Here is a 14,709-nt window from a genome sequence, read left to right on the forward strand (position 1 = left end):
ATAGGGTACAGATATTCGAAAAGGCAGCTAAAGACCGACCGCTCTCCCGGCTAGGAGATAAATCTCTGTGAAAGAGGTTCATTAGCGAATTTAAGACAGAATGCCAAAAAATAAGTCTGAGCACGGAATACTCCCTTCGACAGGCTTCACTTCTCCATTATGAGATAATATTCGGGATGCATGCTGAAGGAGTGGAGTCCATGAAGAAGAGAAAAAAACTTGCTGCCATTGTTTTCTTTTTCTATTGTATCTCAGTGAATAGCCCCGTTTTAGCCTCGACAGACACGATGCCGGGGAATTTTTCCGAATTGGCGACAAATCGTCAGATAAGCCAATACAGGCTCTACGGGGAGACCAGATATGAGACCGCTAAGATCATCTCTGAGTATTATCGTCGTAAAATAAACCTTGAAAACAACCGCCATCCTTCGGAAGATTCTCAGGAGAAAGTGAAAAATGTAGTGATTGCCACCGGGAATGGTTATGCCGATGCTCTATCGGCAAGTGTGATGGCTCATGAAATGAAGGCCCCCATAATTTTAGTGGATACTAAAATTGAAACCTCTGAGGATGCCTTCGACTATGTCGGTCAAAACTTAGACCCTCAAGGAACTCTATATATCATAGGCGGAGAGAGTATCATCGGCAGGGAATTTGAGAGGAAATTCATCGACCTTGGATTTTCTAACATGGTTCGAATCTCAGGCGGGGATAGATACGACACCTCCTATAAAATCGCCGGCACACTCAAGGAAAGTGATGATTCGACCGTGGTCATATCCTCTGGGGAACAGTATGCTGATGCCTTAAGTATCTCCAGTTTCGCTGCCAACCAAAGCTGGCCCATTTTGCTATCTCCTCCGGCTGAGCTGCCTCAAAAGATCAAGGAATTTCTTCAGGAAAAGAGACCGGGAAAGGTGTATATTACAGGGGGAACAGGGGCTATTTCCGATCGTGTTCTCTCTGAGATCCGTCAATTGCTGCCCCAGGTCAGTGTGGAGAGGCTAATAGGACAATCCCGTTTTGATACCAACATGGTGATAGCGAAGACCTTTGCCCCCAATCCATCAACTTTATATCTCACCACTGGCCATAATTTTGCGGATGCTTTAGCAGGCAGTGTGGTTGCCGCTCAGATGGGGGATCCTATCGTTTTTATCGATCCCTCGGCTCCTACCTTGCCGAAAGCTACGGCCCATTACCTGGAAGACCTTTCCCGCAACGAAATGAAGCCGGACCTTATTTCTTTTGGGGGCAAGGGTGCAGTGCCCGATGCGATCCTGAAAAGCGCTGCAGATCTGCTCTCAGGGTCGGTGAGAGCCATAGATATCCATTCGATACCTGAGATCGAAGCCACAGTGGTACAAGGGAAGGAGTATTCCTTACCGGCGACGGTTCGAGCATATCTTTATAATGGCGATGGGGTGAATCTGACTGTCCGGTGGAATGAGACCGTCATCGACACCCGGACTATGGGATTAAAGGTTCTGGAAGGAAGAGTGGAGGGATATGAAAAGCCCGTCAAACTGAGTCTTACGGTGAGTGAACCTCTGCCCCTGGCCGAATTTTCTACCCGCTTTAATGTCAATGAAGTGAACCGTACTGAAAATATTCGCTTGGCTACAGAGGCTATCAACGGTACACGCATAGCACCGGGAGAAATCTTCTCCTTCAACGAGACAGTAGGCGAGAGGACCATTGCAGCCGGGTATAAGGAAGCTGTGGTTATCGAAGGGAATAGTTTCATACCGGGCATTGGCGGAGGAATATGTCAGGTTTCATCCACACTTTTTAATGCCACCAATCTGGCTCATTTAGAAATCGTGGAAAGGCATCATCATTCCCTGCCGGTTGGTTATGTACCTCCGGGACAAGATGCCACCGTATTCTATTCAGTCCTGGATTTTAAATTCAAGAACACTACCAAAGAAGATATTATCCTTCGGACATTGGTAGAGGGGGGGACCTTGACCATAAAGATCTATTAAGATAAAGAAAGCTGGCATTGCTTCATTGAGCAATGCCAGCTTTTGTGATCATTAGCCTTCATTGATGATGAGGGCTATCATGACCAGATCTTCATCGGTGTTATTTTCCAAGCCGTGGCTTTCCCCTACTTTGATAACGCATACATCTCCAGGACCCACTTCGCTGCGTGTCCCGTCGTTATCGGTGAAGATTCCTTTTCCGGAAAGGATATAATAGGGCTCAGTGTTGCCGACATGCTGGTGATAACCAATGCTGCTATGGGGTTTTACCGTGACTTTGGCATAGACATTAGCGTGCCCCATTAATTCTTCCTTAGTCAGGATGTGGGAGAATACCACACTTCCTTCACCACCCCGAGCATTATGGACTGTTTCGTCAATAGTTTTTCTAATCATCACAGGTCCTCCTTATCAGGTCTGCTTACTATAGCATAACTCTTTGCAACGAATGCAATGTAACGCTGCACTGAATCTAGTATACAAACACTCAGGCACAGGTGTAAAGCCCATTTCTCTGCAACATTCTTAGGTGAAGGGCTTTCTCTGAAAGTTAAATGCGGGGCATTGAGATGTTTAATAATTCCAAAATCTTAAAAGATAAGTAGAGATAATGAAGGGTGTAACTATGGCTTAAATCCATATTTGTTAGCTTTTCGACTTTTTCCATACGATTGAAAAAAGAATTCCGATGAATATTAAGTGAGGCCGCAGAAGAAGTAGTGTTTTTGAAGTTGTAGATATAGGTATAAAGGCTGTAGGCGTACTCGCTGTTATTTTGTTTATCGTAATCCATGAGTTTTATGATGCCGGGATGGATGAGCTTATAGAGACTATAGAGATCCTCATCATCCTTTGTAAAGTTAATGATCAGGTGGAAGATAACATAATCCTCGTATTGGAAAATAGAGCGGTCGGTGTGGATAAGTTTGCCTATTTTAAGAGCCTCTATGGACTCCAGATAAAAGTACCGCAGCTCTTTAAGATTGTAAAAAGGACGGCTGATGCCCGCTTCCAGGTTATAGGATGAGATGAACTGCCTTAACCCCTTGAGCTCTGTTTCGAAAAAATGCTTCTCACTCTCAAAGCTGGCGATGAGAACAATTTTGCGGTTATGAATGACTCCCTTAGCATGATTCAAATGCAGCTCCAATTCATCCTTTAGATAGGGAAGGGTAGAGATGGTCTTATCCCAATTACTAATGTCAATAGTTATAACGCAGAAAATGCTTTTTAACGTCAAGCCAACTCGCTTCAGCTGTTCATCCATACGCTTCGGGTTCTTAGGTATCCCTTCCAGCAAATCGTAGAGGAAGGCCTCGTGGGATAGCTCTTGGGAATAGGTGGTGTACTTGTTTTTTTGTAACTCTATAGATACTGCTTGACATAGAAGAGAGACCACATCCAAGTCCCTCACGTTAAAGTCTCTCTGGTGAGCACAGACAATGATGTGAGCGATGTGTTTTCCGTCAATCTTAATTTTTCCTATGATGCGAGGATATTTGGAATAGGCATCTGACCAGAAAAATGGGTGCTCGCTTTCAGCGATTTTTTCTATCAGTTTATTATCAACATAGTAGGAAAAGGTCTGTAGAGAATGGCTTTCTGTATGGACGGTCTCATTCCATACAGGGTCATCTTCTACGGGGGACTCCCCCGTTATGGCCAGGACATTCGAGCGCAGATCCATAATGGAAAAGGGGTTCTGGAGTAGTTCATAACCGATGGCGACAAGAGACTGAAGAGATGATTCGGAATACAATGTCTCCAATAACTTCAGTGATAATGACGTTTGTCCATGAACAGAACAGGTTTCCATAGCCATGCCTCCCTATTTTTGAAACTTTTAGACTATGCAATATGCACAGTCTAATCTGTAAAAAAACAGATAACTTCCCACAGGTCAAAGACAGTAGAAAGGAGAATTAATGAAGGGCTATTTGTGCGCAAGGGGCAGCTCTCGAAAACCAGAGTTACCCTTAGTTTAACATATCAGAAAGTATAAGTCTGCGGGTGCACAAGGGCAACCAGCGACTTCTCCTCATTGGAGGTATAGGTCAAAGGCACGGCGAAGCCGGGTTTTCTTTGCCTTAAAGAATATAGTTTCCAAGCACTAATGCGGGAGGTCAATTATGAGTAAAGGTAAGTTAAAATTTGGGGTGCTCGCTGTGAGTGCTATGGGGATGGGTGCTATGGTCACCAATCCGGTATTAGCCGATATCATGAAAGCTTTTCCTGATATTGATCCCACTACAGTTATGTTGATTTCCGGTCTGCCCTCGTTGTTCATTGTGTTTTTTGCACCGATTTATGGAAAATTAACTCAATACTTTCCCAAAAAGGCCCTTTTCGCTTTTGCATCTCTCTGTTTTGTCCTGGGAGGGTTTTTGCCGGCCTTCATGACCCATTTCTCCTTGATTTTGGCCATGCGGTGTCTACTGGGGATTGGTCTTGGTTTTCTCATGCCTATGGCAGCAGATTTGATCTCCGACTTTTTTGACGGACACGAAAGAGAGACTATGATGGGATTCCAGTCGGCTTTTACCAGCATCGGCGGTATTATGTACCAGATGGCTGGAGGGTTCCTTGGCTCCTTTGGTTGGAATTATGCCTTTTACGCCTACCTTCTTGGGGTTCTCATCTTCCTGGCCGTCCATCTGGCCCTTCCGGAACCTCAGCGAAAAGTAGCTCCCAAGGGTGAAAGATTAAAAATGCCCAGTAGAGTTTATCCCTGTTTCGTAGCCTTATTCGCTTTTCAAATGATTTTATTTATTCTCACCAACAATGCAGCGGTGATGCTTGATGGGGAAAAGATTGCAGATGCATCTTCTATTGGTGTAGCCTTAACTCTTATGACCGTCGGTGGTCTCATCGGAGGTTTCCTGGCTGGAAAAGTCATGAGAGTGTTAAAGGATTATACCTTCACCCTGCTTTTCCTTCTTTTCGGAATTGGCTTTGGTATAGGTTATACCTCCTATACCCTTGCACAGTTCTTTGTAGCGACGACGATCATCGGCCTGTCCATGGGAGTCCTTGTACCCTCTTATTGGGTTAAGCTTTCTATCACAGTTCCCCCTCCTTTGGTGGCTTTAGCCATCTCCATCGGTGTCAGCGCTATGAATATTGGCGGCTTTATCCAGCCCTATGTTTATGACGGAGTCAGCAAGCTCTTCGGACTTCAGATCGGCAGAGATTCTTTTTTGGTGGGGATGATCGCCAGCTTGCTCATGGCTGCCTTTGTTTTGGTTGAAGCGATGGTTACGAGGAAAGCAAGTCCAAGCAATGTGTCCGCCCGCTAAACCGCTGGAAGAGATGCTTTTTATAAGATTAAAAAATTCTATAGAGAAATAGAAAAGGCACGATAATGGTTGGTCCCATTGTCGTGCCTTTTTGATGTTAAGAGTATTCGTCGGGAGAGTTAAAGCTTCGTCCCACATTTAGAGCAATAGCTGGCTCCTTCCCGTACCTTTTCACCACAGGTGGGGCAGAAATTTATAGGTTCCTTCTCGAACTCTCCGGAAGAGGTGCTTCCGTAGGAAGATGTATAAGGAGCCTGGTAAGGAGATTCGTGTGCGGAATAGGGATCTTTCGGTGGAATATAGGGGGGAGCGGATGATGAACTTGTTGCCCTGCTGTTCTTTTCAGAAGGGTCATCCTTTGGACTTGGAGACTCATGAAGTTTCGGTTCCTCATGGTTATAAGGTTCTGAAGTAGGGTGAGCATCCCTTTCCACATTGTAAGTTTCCTGTCCCGAAGTGGGCAGCTCCTCTTCTTCAAGAGTCAATACCCAAACGATGGGCAGAATCGTAACGAAGGGAGTAATAATAAAAGTGAGAATAAGCCCGATGTCAGGAGAGTTGCGATTAATTAAATTAATGAATAGCTGGATACCCAATAAGGTAAGAAATGCTCCCCATAAAGGTCCCATATGGCGGCGGTAGAAACGCCAGCTTTCTTTAAAGGCTTGCCCAAAAGTAAATTCTCTATGGTTCAGCATATGGAACGGAGCCGAGGAGACCCACGGAGCCACAAAGAGACCTGCAGCCATAAGTGCGAGCATATAAATCAAAGCAAACAAAGCCATGGAATATGGGGATCTAAAGCCCATAGCAACCAGAATTCCAACACCTATCGCAATGATACTGATAAAGGTTATTATTCCATACCAGCCTAAGAGTCGTGGAAACCCTTTTAGTTTAATATCCCGAAACTGGGCTTTTTCAGTGTAGGCTTTTTTGGTAAGCTGGAAGACTCCTGTAATAAAAACACTGCCTAAAACCATGCTCACTATCATAAGTATGGCTATTCCGCCTAATAATCTCGGCAGCATGTGCATAAAGGGTGCCAATTCTTCCAAGCCAAAAGCATAGCCCAGGGACGGACCGTATCCATATCCCGGAGGAACCGGGATATTGGGATTCATATAGGGTGCCGGAGAAAAGGAGGGCCCTAAGCCATTCATATTGAAAAAGGGTAAAAAAGCTGCACCAAGAGAAATAACGGCGATAATACCCTCCACCAAAGCAAAAAGAAGGAAAAAGCCAAAGAGAGGGAGAGCCATTCTCTTAAAGGTCTCAATGGTTTTCTTCATACGGTCGGTCCAAGTCACGATATATCCCACCTTTCAGTTCTATAATAATATTACACGGGGGCTCACCTTTTGAATAGTCATTTCGCAAACTTTAAATTACCTTATGTGATTCGGAGTTACCTTATACTTGGATAAAAATTGAATAGGTTTTAAAATTTTCAGCATTGAAGATAAAAGAAAAAAGATGGTTGAATTATTATGCATTCATTAGTATAATGATTCATATTAAATAAGGAACAAATACCTTGGATTGTTAATAAAGCTATACAATCTATCAAGAATTCACTTGAAAAGAGGGAGAGATAGGAATGCTGGATTTGGATAAAGCACAATTTACAGGTCGTGATTTTATCTGTCTTCAAGATTTTACACCTGATGAGATTCTTCATATGCTCAAGGTCGCCAAAGAATTGAAAGGGGAACGGAAAGGGGGAACTCCCCATCCCATCCTCCAAGGTAAGACCTTGGCCATGATTTTCACAAAGTCTTCCACACGGACCCGGGTTGCTTTTGAAGCCGGTATCCTCCAGCTGGGAGGGCATGCTTTATTTTTGAGTAACCGGGATATTCAAATCGGACGTGGGGAACCTATAAAAGATACCGCTCGTGTCTTAACCCGGATGGTGGATGGAATCATGATAAGAACCCACAGCCATCAAGATGTGACGGAGTTGGCTAAGTATGCTGATATTCCCGTCATCAACGGTTTAAGCGATTTTCTTCATCCTACCCAAGTCCTGGCGGATCTACTGACTATCCAGGAATACAAACACCGTCTGGAAGGATTAAAGCTGACCTATATCGGTGATGGGAACAATATGGCCCACTCTCTAATGTTTGCCGGTAAAATGGGAATGCATGTGGTCATTGCCACTCCCGTTGGCTATAAGCCTGATGCTCAAGTTTTTGCTCAAGCACAGGCACAGGCTAAAAAACACGGCGGCCTGGTGGAATGGGTGGAGGATCCCCTCGCGGCAGCCAAGGGGGCCGATGTCCTCTACACCGATGTCTGGGCCAGCATGGGGCAGGAAGAAGAGGCCGCAATCCGTATGAAGGCCTTCCAAGGCTACCGAATCGACAGGGGGACTATGGAGATGGCTCAATCCGATGCCATTGTCATGCATTGTCTTCCGGCTCACCGGGGAGAAGAAATTACGGAAGAGGTTCTTGAAGGACCTCAATCCGTAATCTTTGATGAGGCTGAAAATCGACTCCACGCTCATAAAGCAATCATGGCTTTATTGATGTAAGAGGCAGGAATTTCGTGTTTTATCAAGAAATTAATAGAGTTAAAGTTTAAAGTGACTTCAGTCAGTCCTTTGTGAAGGATCTATTTTGGTTCATGCACTATACTATAGTTATACATGTTAAGAAAGGAAGTTATCCCTATGAAGAAGGTTGTTCTCGCGTATTCTGGAGGATTAGATACCTCTATCATTATCCCTTGGCTGAAAGAGAATTATGGTTATGAAGTCATTGCTATGGCTGCTGACTTGGGACAAGGAGAAGAGCTGGAGCCCCTCCACGAAAAAGCTATTAAGAGCGGAGCCAGTAAACTATATATCGAAGATCTGCAAGAAGAATTCGTTACGGATTTCATCTACCCCACCTTAAAAGCCGGAGCTGTCTATGAAGGTAAATATCTTCTGGGAACTTCCTTTGCCCGTCCCCTGATTGCCCAACGTTTAGTGGAGATTGCGGAAAAAGAGGGAGCTGTGGCCATTGCTCACGGTGCCACAGGAAAAGGAAATGACCAAGTTCGTTTTGAGCTGGCCGTCAAAGCCTTGAACCCTGATCTGGAGATTATTGCTCCCTGGCGGATCTGGGATATCAAATCCCGGGAAGATGCTATCGACTATGCGGTTGAGAGGGGAATTCCTGTCCCTGTAACGAAGGATCGTCCTTATAGTATGGACCGTAATGTCTGGCATCTTAGCCATGAAGGGGGCGATTTAGAAGACCCTTGGAATGAGCCCCAAAAGGATCTCTATCTCCTTGGGGTTTCACCGGAGGATGCCCCCGATGAAGCCGAGTATCTGGAGTTGGATTTTGAACAAGGTATTCCTGTCTCTTTAAATGGAGAAAAGCTAGGTCCTGTTCAGCTTTTGGAAGCCCTCAACGTGGCTGGCGGTAAGCATGGCATTGGCATAGTAGATATGGTGGAAAATCGTTTGGTGGGAATGAAATCCCGGGGGGTTTATGAAACTCCTGGTGGAACCATTCTCTACACAGCCCATCAAGCCCTTGAACATCTGACCCTGGATCGTTTAACCCTTCATTATAAGGAACAAATCGCCCTGAAATATGCTGAGTTGGTTTACGATGGCGTTTGGCATTCTCCTTTACGGGAAGCCTTAGATGCTTTCGTGGATGTTACCCAGAAAAACGTCACAGGAACGGTACGTTTGAAGCTCTACAAAGGCAATTGCAGCTTAGCCGGTGTGAAATCCCCCTACTCTCTCTATAGCGAAGAATTTGCCACTTTCGGGCGGGATGGGGTCTATAACCAAAAGGATGCAGAAGGCTTCATTAATCTCTTCGGCCTTCCTCTTAAAGTAAGAGCATTAATGGAAAAGAAATCAGGGTTGAGATAAAGGAAACTTACTTCATATGGAGCACATACTCCATATGGAGTTTAGTTGACTTATCCACTGTATGTATAATTGGATAAGAGAGATAAAGCGCCCTCAGGGCGCTTTTCTTAGCATGAAAGGATGAAGCATAGATGAAACTTTGGGGTGGTCGCTTTGAAAAATCAACGGATACCTTAGTGGAGGATTTTCATTCCTCAATTTCCTTTGATCAACGGTTGTACAAGCAGGATATTCAAGGAAGTGTTGCCCATGCGCGGATGCTGGGTGAGATCGGGGTCCTGACCTCTGAAGAGGCACAGCAAATCATTGAAGGCCTTAAAGGCATTCTAACAGACATCCAAGAGGGAAAAATCCAATTCGAAATCGGGGCCGAAGACATACATATGAATGTAGAGAAGCTCCTCACGGAGCGGATAGGGACCGTAGGGAAGAAGGTTCATACGGGACGTAGCCGCAATGATCAGGTAGCCCTGGATCTGCGTCTGTTTCTTCGGGAAGAAATCGACCATACTCAAGAGCTGCTGGTCACCCTTCTGCGCACTGTTTTAAATCTCGCCAAGGAACATCTGGAGACCTATATGCCGGGCTATACTCACCTGCAAAAAGCCCAGCCCATCTCCTTTGCCCACCATATGATGGCCTACGCCCAAATGTTTCTTCGGGATTTAGGCCGACTAAAAGATACTCGCAAACGGCTCAATGTATCCCCCTTAGGCTCCGGGGCTTTAGCAGGGACCACTTTCCCCTTAAAGCGGGAGATGGTGGCTCAGGAGCTGGGCTTTGACGGCATCACCTGGAATTCTCTCGATGGAGTGAGTGATCGGGATTTTGCTTTGGAATTCCTCAGTGCAGCCTCCATCTTGATGATGCATCTGAGTCGTCTCTGCGAGGAATTGGTTCTTTGGTCCACAGGAGAATTTCAATTTGTGATTATGGATGATGGCTACTCCACCGGATCCAGCATTATGCCTCAGAAGAAGAACCCCGACGTGGCTGAATTAGTCCGGGGAAAAACAGGCCGTGTCTATGGTGATCTTATCGCTTTGCTTACCGTAATGAAAGGACTCCCTTTAGCTTATAATAAGGATATGCAGGAAGATAAGGAGCAGGTCTTTGATGCAGTGGATACCATCCAGAAATCCCTCCTCGTGGTAGAACCCATGCTCCGCACCATGAAGGTCAATAAAAAGGCTATGGCTGAAGGTGCCAAGGGGGGCTTTACCAATGCTACGGATTTAGCGGATTATCTGGCCAAGAAAAATGTACCTTTTAGAGAAGCCCATGAAATCGTCGGTAAGCTGGTTCTTTACTGCTCCAAACAAAGCTGTGGTTTGGAAGATCTCACCTTAGAGGAGTTTCAAGAGCATTCACATGTATTTGCAGAGGATCTTTTTGAAAGCATCGGTATAGAGTACTGCGTCCGTCAACGCCATATTCCTGGCGGACCTTCTCCCGAAAGTGTGGTTCAAGCTATTCTCCGGACGGAGGATATTTTGGAACAATTTATTAGTGGATAATGTGGATAAGTGGGAAAACCTGTGGATAACTTGGGGTGATACCTATACGGGGTATAAATAAAAAGCAAGATATCCTGAAAATCAACAGGTACAAGCCCGTATGCATAGAAATACCTTAGAAGGCCTGTGCATAGTGTGGATAACTTTGTGGATAACTGCAGAATAAGTCCCAGGTTCACGGGGATAATTTGGGATAGATTCCTCTTTTGTGGGGATAAAATGAGGACAAATGTGTGTAAACACATCTTACTAGGAAAGAGAAAGTTAAGGGAAGGCCACATAGAAAGAGGGAAGAAAAGGGATTCGGTACTAAAGAGGGGGCTATTTAAGTGCAGGACATTGCATTATTAACTGATTTATATCAACTCACCATGATGCAAGGCTATTACCAAAATGGCTATGAAGATAAGGAAGCGGTCTTTGATCTCTATTTTCGCAAAATCCCCAGTGGCGGCGGCTACGCCATAGCTGCGGGTTTAGAGCAAGTTGTGGAGTATATTGAAAGTTTGCGGTTTTCTCCTGGGGATATAGCTTATCTCAAGGGATTGGGCATGTTCGATGAGGGGTTTCTCAAGGTATTGAAGGATTTCCGATTCAATGGCGATATAGATGCCGTGCCTGAGGGGACCGTGGTTTTTCCCTATGAACCTCTGGTACGGGTAAAAGCCCGGATTTTTGAAGCCCAGCTCATCGAGACGGCACTTCTAAATATAGTGAATTTCGAGACGCTCATTGCTACGAAAGCCTCCCGAGTGGTAGCCGCTGCCGGTGGAGACAGTGTCATGGAATTTGGTTTAAGACGAGCTCAAGGACCTGATGCCGGGATATTAGGTTCACGGGCAGCTTTTATCGGTGGGTGTCAATTTACCTCCAATGTGCTGGCTGGAAAACGCTATGGTATACCCCTATCCGGGACTCAAGCTCATAGTTGGATTCAGTGCTTTCCCAGCGAACTGGAAGCCTTCCGGGCTTATGCCAGAACCTTCCCGGATCAATGCTTGCTTTTAGTGGATACCTATAATGTACTTAAATCCGGAGTCCCCAACGCCATCAAGGTGGGGCTGGAGCTGGAGGCGGAGGGACATCGTTTCTTAGGCATCCGCATTGACAGCGGTGACTTAACCTATCTCTCCCGGGAGGCTCGTAAAATGTTGGATGAAGCAGGTCTTAAAAATGCCCACATCGTGGCCTCTAATGATCTGGATGAGCATACCATCTCAGCTATTCGCGCCCAAGGAGCGGCTATTGATTCCTGGGGGGTAGGGACTCACTTAATTACCTCCAAGGACACCCCAGCTTTAGGCGGAGTCTATAAACTCTCCGCCGAAGGTCAGAATGGAGACTTTGAGCCCCGTCTCAAAGTCTCAGAGAATATCTCCAAGATAACCAACCCCGGCGTTAAGAAGATTGTGCGTTTTTATGATCGGGGGGGAAAGGCGATGGCGGATCTGATTGCCTTAGAGGAGGAGCATTTCGAGGAGCCTTTGACTATCTTCGACCCTATTGAGACCTGGAAGCGCAAGACTCTCACTGATTTTAAGACCCGGGAGCTCCTGGTGCCGGTTTTCCGAGGGGGTAAGCGAGTCTATGAGTTGCCCTATCTCAAAGATATTCAGACCTACGCCCAACATGAATGTGAGACCTTGTGGGATGAAGTGAAACGTTTGGTTAACCCTCATCGCTACATCGTGGACTTATCACCAAAGCTCTTCGAACTTAGGCAGTCTCTACTTCTTGAAATCAGCACTAAGGTAGAGGAAGGTCAGTCAAGAGGATTATCTGAGTAACTTACATAAGGAGGATAAAACTATGTGGAGTGCTGAGGAATTAGAAACACGAATTAACCGGGCTGTGGAGTGGCTTCGGGAGTGTGTCCATGAGGCTCATGCCCAGGGGTTAGTGATCGGTGTCTCAGGCGGGGTTGATTCAGCAGTGGTAGCGGGGTTATGTAAGCGGGCTTTCCCCTATAACTCCATCGGAGTCATACTACCGGCTGGGTCCAATCCTGCGGACAGAGAAGATGCATGGCTTACGACAGAGGCCCTATCACTCAAGACTGTTGAAATTGATCTGACCCAAGCCCACCAAGGCATCCTGACTTCGGTCAAAGAAGTTCTTACTGCTCAAGGGTATACCTTCGAAGAACGATTAAGTCAAGGAAACCTTAAGGCACGCCTGCGTATGTCCGCCTTATACGCTGTAGCCAACTCCCTTAATTATCTTGTGGTAGGGACGGACAATGCTCCCGAAGCTTATACAGGTTATTTCACCAAATACGGTGATGGGGGAGTGGATATTCTCCCGATTGCGTCCCTGACTAAGACCGAAGTGCGAGCCTGGGCTGCTCAACTGGGCCTTCCGGAAAAGATAGTGAATCGGGTTCCCACAGCCGGATTATGGGAAGGGCAAACCGATGAGCAGGAAATGGGCATTACCTATGACCTGATTGACCGGTATCTTCTTGGGGAAGAGATACCCGAAGAAATACAAGAGAAGATTGAGAAAATGCACCGGCAGAGTAACCATAAAAGACAGCTCCCTCCAACCCTGAATTTGCCTAAACTTCCAAAGCTATAAGACGATTTTTCAGCCTCAGACGGGTAAAAAATGGTATACTATAATATAAATGTCATACTTAAGCATGCAAAAGTTAAAGCAAAGAAGAGTAATGAGAAAGAGGTAGAAACAGATGGAATTAATCTATACGGGAAAGACAAAAGATGTCTATGCCTTAGAAGACGGTAACTGCTTGCTGAAATTCAAAGATGATGTCACTGGGGAAAATGGGGTCTTTGATCCGGGGGCTAACACCGTGGGATTACAAATCGAAGGAGCAGGAAAAGCAGGTCTTCTGCTGACCAAGTATTTTTTTGAGAAATTAAACGCTCTAGGCATCCCAACCCATTATATCGATGCAGACCTCGAAGCAGGCACCATGAAAGTAAAAAAAGCCACCCCTTTCGGACAAGGCTTAGAAGTCATTTGCCGCTATCGGGCGGTAGGAAGCTTTCTGCGCCGCTATGGGAAATACGCTCAAGATGGACAACTTTTGGATGCTTTTGTGGAAGTAACCCTGAAAGATGACGACAGAAATGATCCACCGATTACTGAAGATGCCTTGGACATGCTGGGAATTCTGTCTAAAGATGAATATAAAGTGTTGAAAGAATTAACTCAGAAGATTGCGGGGATCGTAAAGGAAGAGTTGGCACAAAAAGGCCTGGAACTCTATGATATCAAATTTGAGTTTGGCAGAATCGGTGATGACAAGCAGATCGCTTTGATCGATGAGATCTCCGGAGGAAATATGCGGGCCTATCAAGACGGGCGCCGGGTGGAACCTTTGGAATTAGAAGAATTGATGCGCTGAAGATAACTTAAAGGAGAGAACAGTCCTTTGCGAATAGGTGTAGACATTGACGGAGTGGTTTCCGACAGCTATAAGGCTTGGGTCAAAAAACTGAACCGTCATTTTGGAACCAATATCTTAGAACTGAAGAATTACGATATGCATTTGGATTTTGGTGTGTCCTGGGAGGATATGGGGAAGTACTTCGAAGATAATGTGGCCACCCTGTTCGATATCCCTGATCCGATGGTCGGTGCTAAGGAAGGCATTGAAAAGCTCCTCCGCCAGGGCCATGAGGTGGTCTATGTTACTGCCCGATCTCTGGATGAGGAAGTCTATACTCTTCGTTGGATGAAAAAGCACAAGATACCCCATGAAAAGATCCTCTTTACGGGCTTCCAAAGTAAAGTGGATTATGTGTTGCAGTGGCAACTGGAAATATTCTTGGAGGATTTTCTAGGGAATGCCCAGGCAATTTCTGAAGTAGGAGTACCCGTGCTCCTCTTGGATGCCAGCTATAACCAAGGGGACTTGCCTTCAGGAATTATCCGTTGCCAGGACTGGCAGGAGATATTGAAGGAGATCGGAAGAAGATCATCTTATTCGTAATCTATCACTATGTAAAAAAGGAATGGCCCCACAGGGGCCATTTCTTTTTTACGTATCAGGCTTC

At 45.6% G+C, this 14,709-nt stretch carries 12 protein-coding genes; 9 read left to right on the forward strand and 3 right to left on the reverse strand.

Annotated elements, in window-relative coordinates:
* Positions 1 to 200: 200 nt before the first annotated feature.
* Positions 201 to 1,988, forward strand: coding sequence for a cell wall-binding repeat-containing protein (locus tag DESDE_RS03200; protein ID WP_014792599.1), 1,788 nt, complete (start codon positions 201 to 203; stop codon positions 1,986 to 1,988).
* A gap of 51 nt (positions 1,989 to 2,039) precedes the next feature.
* Here the strand turns inward: DESDE_RS03200 and DESDE_RS03205 are convergent, their stop codons facing one another.
* Positions 2,040 to 2,384 carry a cupin domain-containing protein gene (locus DESDE_RS03205; RefSeq protein ID WP_014792600.1) on the reverse strand — a complete coding sequence of 115 codons (345 nt, stop codon included), beginning with the start codon at positions 2,382 to 2,384 and terminating at the stop codon, positions 2,040 to 2,042.
* 154 nt (positions 2,385 to 2,538) lie between these two features.
* Positions 2,539 to 3,810, reverse strand: a complete 1,272-nt coding sequence (locus DESDE_RS03210) for a PucR family transcriptional regulator (RefSeq protein WP_174270136.1) — start codon at positions 3,808 to 3,810, stop codon at positions 2,539 to 2,541.
* Between the two features lie 307 nt (positions 3,811 to 4,117).
* On the opposite strand from DESDE_RS03210, the gene DESDE_RS03215 reads away from it, so the two are divergent.
* A complete protein-coding gene (locus DESDE_RS03215; protein ID WP_014792602.1) occupies positions 4,118 to 5,284 on the forward strand; it encodes an MFS transporter in 1,167 nt (388 codons plus the stop codon).
* A 119-nt stretch (positions 5,285 to 5,403) separates the two neighbouring features.
* On the opposite strand, the gene DESDE_RS03220 is transcribed toward DESDE_RS03215, so the two are convergent.
* Positions 5,404 to 6,594 carry a zinc ribbon domain-containing protein gene (locus tag DESDE_RS03220; protein ID WP_014792603.1) on the reverse strand — a complete coding sequence of 397 codons (1,191 nt, stop codon included), beginning with the start codon at positions 6,592 to 6,594 and terminating at the stop codon, positions 5,404 to 5,406.
* Positions 6,595 to 6,884: 290 nt separating this feature from the next.
* Here DESDE_RS03220 and argF point away from each other — a divergent pair, with 290 nt between their 5' ends.
* The 7 genes from argF (at position 6,885) to DESDE_RS03255 (ending at position 14,645) form a co-directional block, all read left to right on the forward strand.
* Positions 6,885 to 7,826, forward strand: a complete 942-nt coding sequence (gene argF / locus DESDE_RS03225; protein WP_014792604.1) for an ornithine carbamoyltransferase — start codon at positions 6,885 to 6,887, stop codon at positions 7,824 to 7,826.
* A gap of 114 nt (positions 7,827 to 7,940) precedes the next feature.
* Entirely contained in the window at positions 7,941 to 9,170 is a 1,230-nt protein-coding gene (locus tag DESDE_RS03230) for an argininosuccinate synthase (RefSeq protein WP_172637579.1), read from the forward strand.
* Between the two features lie 131 nt (positions 9,171 to 9,301).
* A complete protein-coding gene (gene argH / locus DESDE_RS03235; protein ID WP_014792606.1) occupies positions 9,302 to 10,687 on the forward strand; it encodes an argininosuccinate lyase in 1,386 nt (461 codons plus the stop codon).
* 329 nt (positions 10,688 to 11,016) lie between these two features.
* Positions 11,017 to 12,474, forward strand: a complete 1,458-nt coding sequence (locus tag DESDE_RS03240) for a nicotinate phosphoribosyltransferase (protein ID WP_014792607.1) — start codon at positions 11,017 to 11,019, stop codon at positions 12,472 to 12,474.
* A gap of 22 nt (positions 12,475 to 12,496) precedes the next feature.
* Complete coding sequence (nadE, locus tag DESDE_RS03245) at positions 12,497 to 13,264, forward strand: NAD(+) synthase (RefSeq protein WP_014792608.1); 768 nt, start codon at positions 12,497 to 12,499, stop codon at positions 13,262 to 13,264.
* Positions 13,265 to 13,376: 112 nt separating this feature from the next.
* Positions 13,377 to 14,057 (forward strand): phosphoribosylaminoimidazolesuccinocarboxamide synthase, encoded by a 681-nt coding sequence (locus DESDE_RS03250; protein WP_014792609.1) that lies wholly within the window; start codon positions 13,377 to 13,379, stop codon positions 14,055 to 14,057.
* 27 nt (positions 14,058 to 14,084) lie between these two features.
* The gene (locus tag DESDE_RS03255; RefSeq protein ID WP_014792610.1) at positions 14,085 to 14,645 is read left to right on the forward strand and encodes a 5' nucleotidase, NT5C type; all 561 of its coding nucleotides are present in this window, start codon (positions 14,085 to 14,087) and stop codon (positions 14,643 to 14,645) included.
* Positions 14,646 to 14,709: the final 64 nt, after the last annotated feature.

Origin of the sequence: Desulfitobacterium dehalogenans ATCC 51507 (assembly GCF_000243155.2) — a bacterium.
GTDB classification, from domain to species: Bacteria; Bacillota; Desulfitobacteriia; order Desulfitobacteriales; family Desulfitobacteriaceae; genus Desulfitobacterium; species Desulfitobacterium dehalogenans.

What these genes read in the sequence shown, in the direction of transcription:
- DESDE_RS03215 (WP_014792602.1), top strand. Translation starts at nt 4,118, where the DNA reads ATGAGTAAAGGTAAGTTAAAATTTGGGGTGCTCGCTGTGAGTGCTATG.
- DESDE_RS03205 (WP_014792600.1), bottom strand. Translation starts at nt 2,384, where the DNA reads ATGATTAGAAAAACTATTGACGAAACAGTCCATAATGCTCGGGGTGGT.
- DESDE_RS03210 (WP_174270136.1), bottom strand. Translation starts at nt 3,810, where the DNA reads ATGGCTATGGAAACCTGTTCTGTTCATGGACAAACGTCATTATCACTG.
- DESDE_RS03230 (WP_172637579.1), top strand. Translation starts at nt 7,941, where the DNA reads ATGTTAAGAAAGGAAGTTATCCCTATGAAGAAGGTTGTTCTCGCGTAT.
- argF (WP_014792604.1), top strand. Translation starts at nt 6,885, where the DNA reads ATGCTGGATTTGGATAAAGCACAATTTACAGGTCGTGATTTTATCTGT.
- argH (WP_014792606.1), top strand. Translation starts at nt 9,302, where the DNA reads ATGAAACTTTGGGGTGGTCGCTTTGAAAAATCAACGGATACCTTAGTG.
- DESDE_RS03200 (WP_014792599.1), top strand. Translation starts at nt 201, where the DNA reads ATGAAGAAGAGAAAAAAACTTGCTGCCATTGTTTTCTTTTTCTATTGT.
- nadE (WP_014792608.1), top strand. Translation starts at nt 12,497, where the DNA reads ATGTGGAGTGCTGAGGAATTAGAAACACGAATTAACCGGGCTGTGGAG.
- DESDE_RS03250 (WP_014792609.1), top strand. Translation starts at nt 13,377, where the DNA reads ATGGAATTAATCTATACGGGAAAGACAAAAGATGTCTATGCCTTAGAA.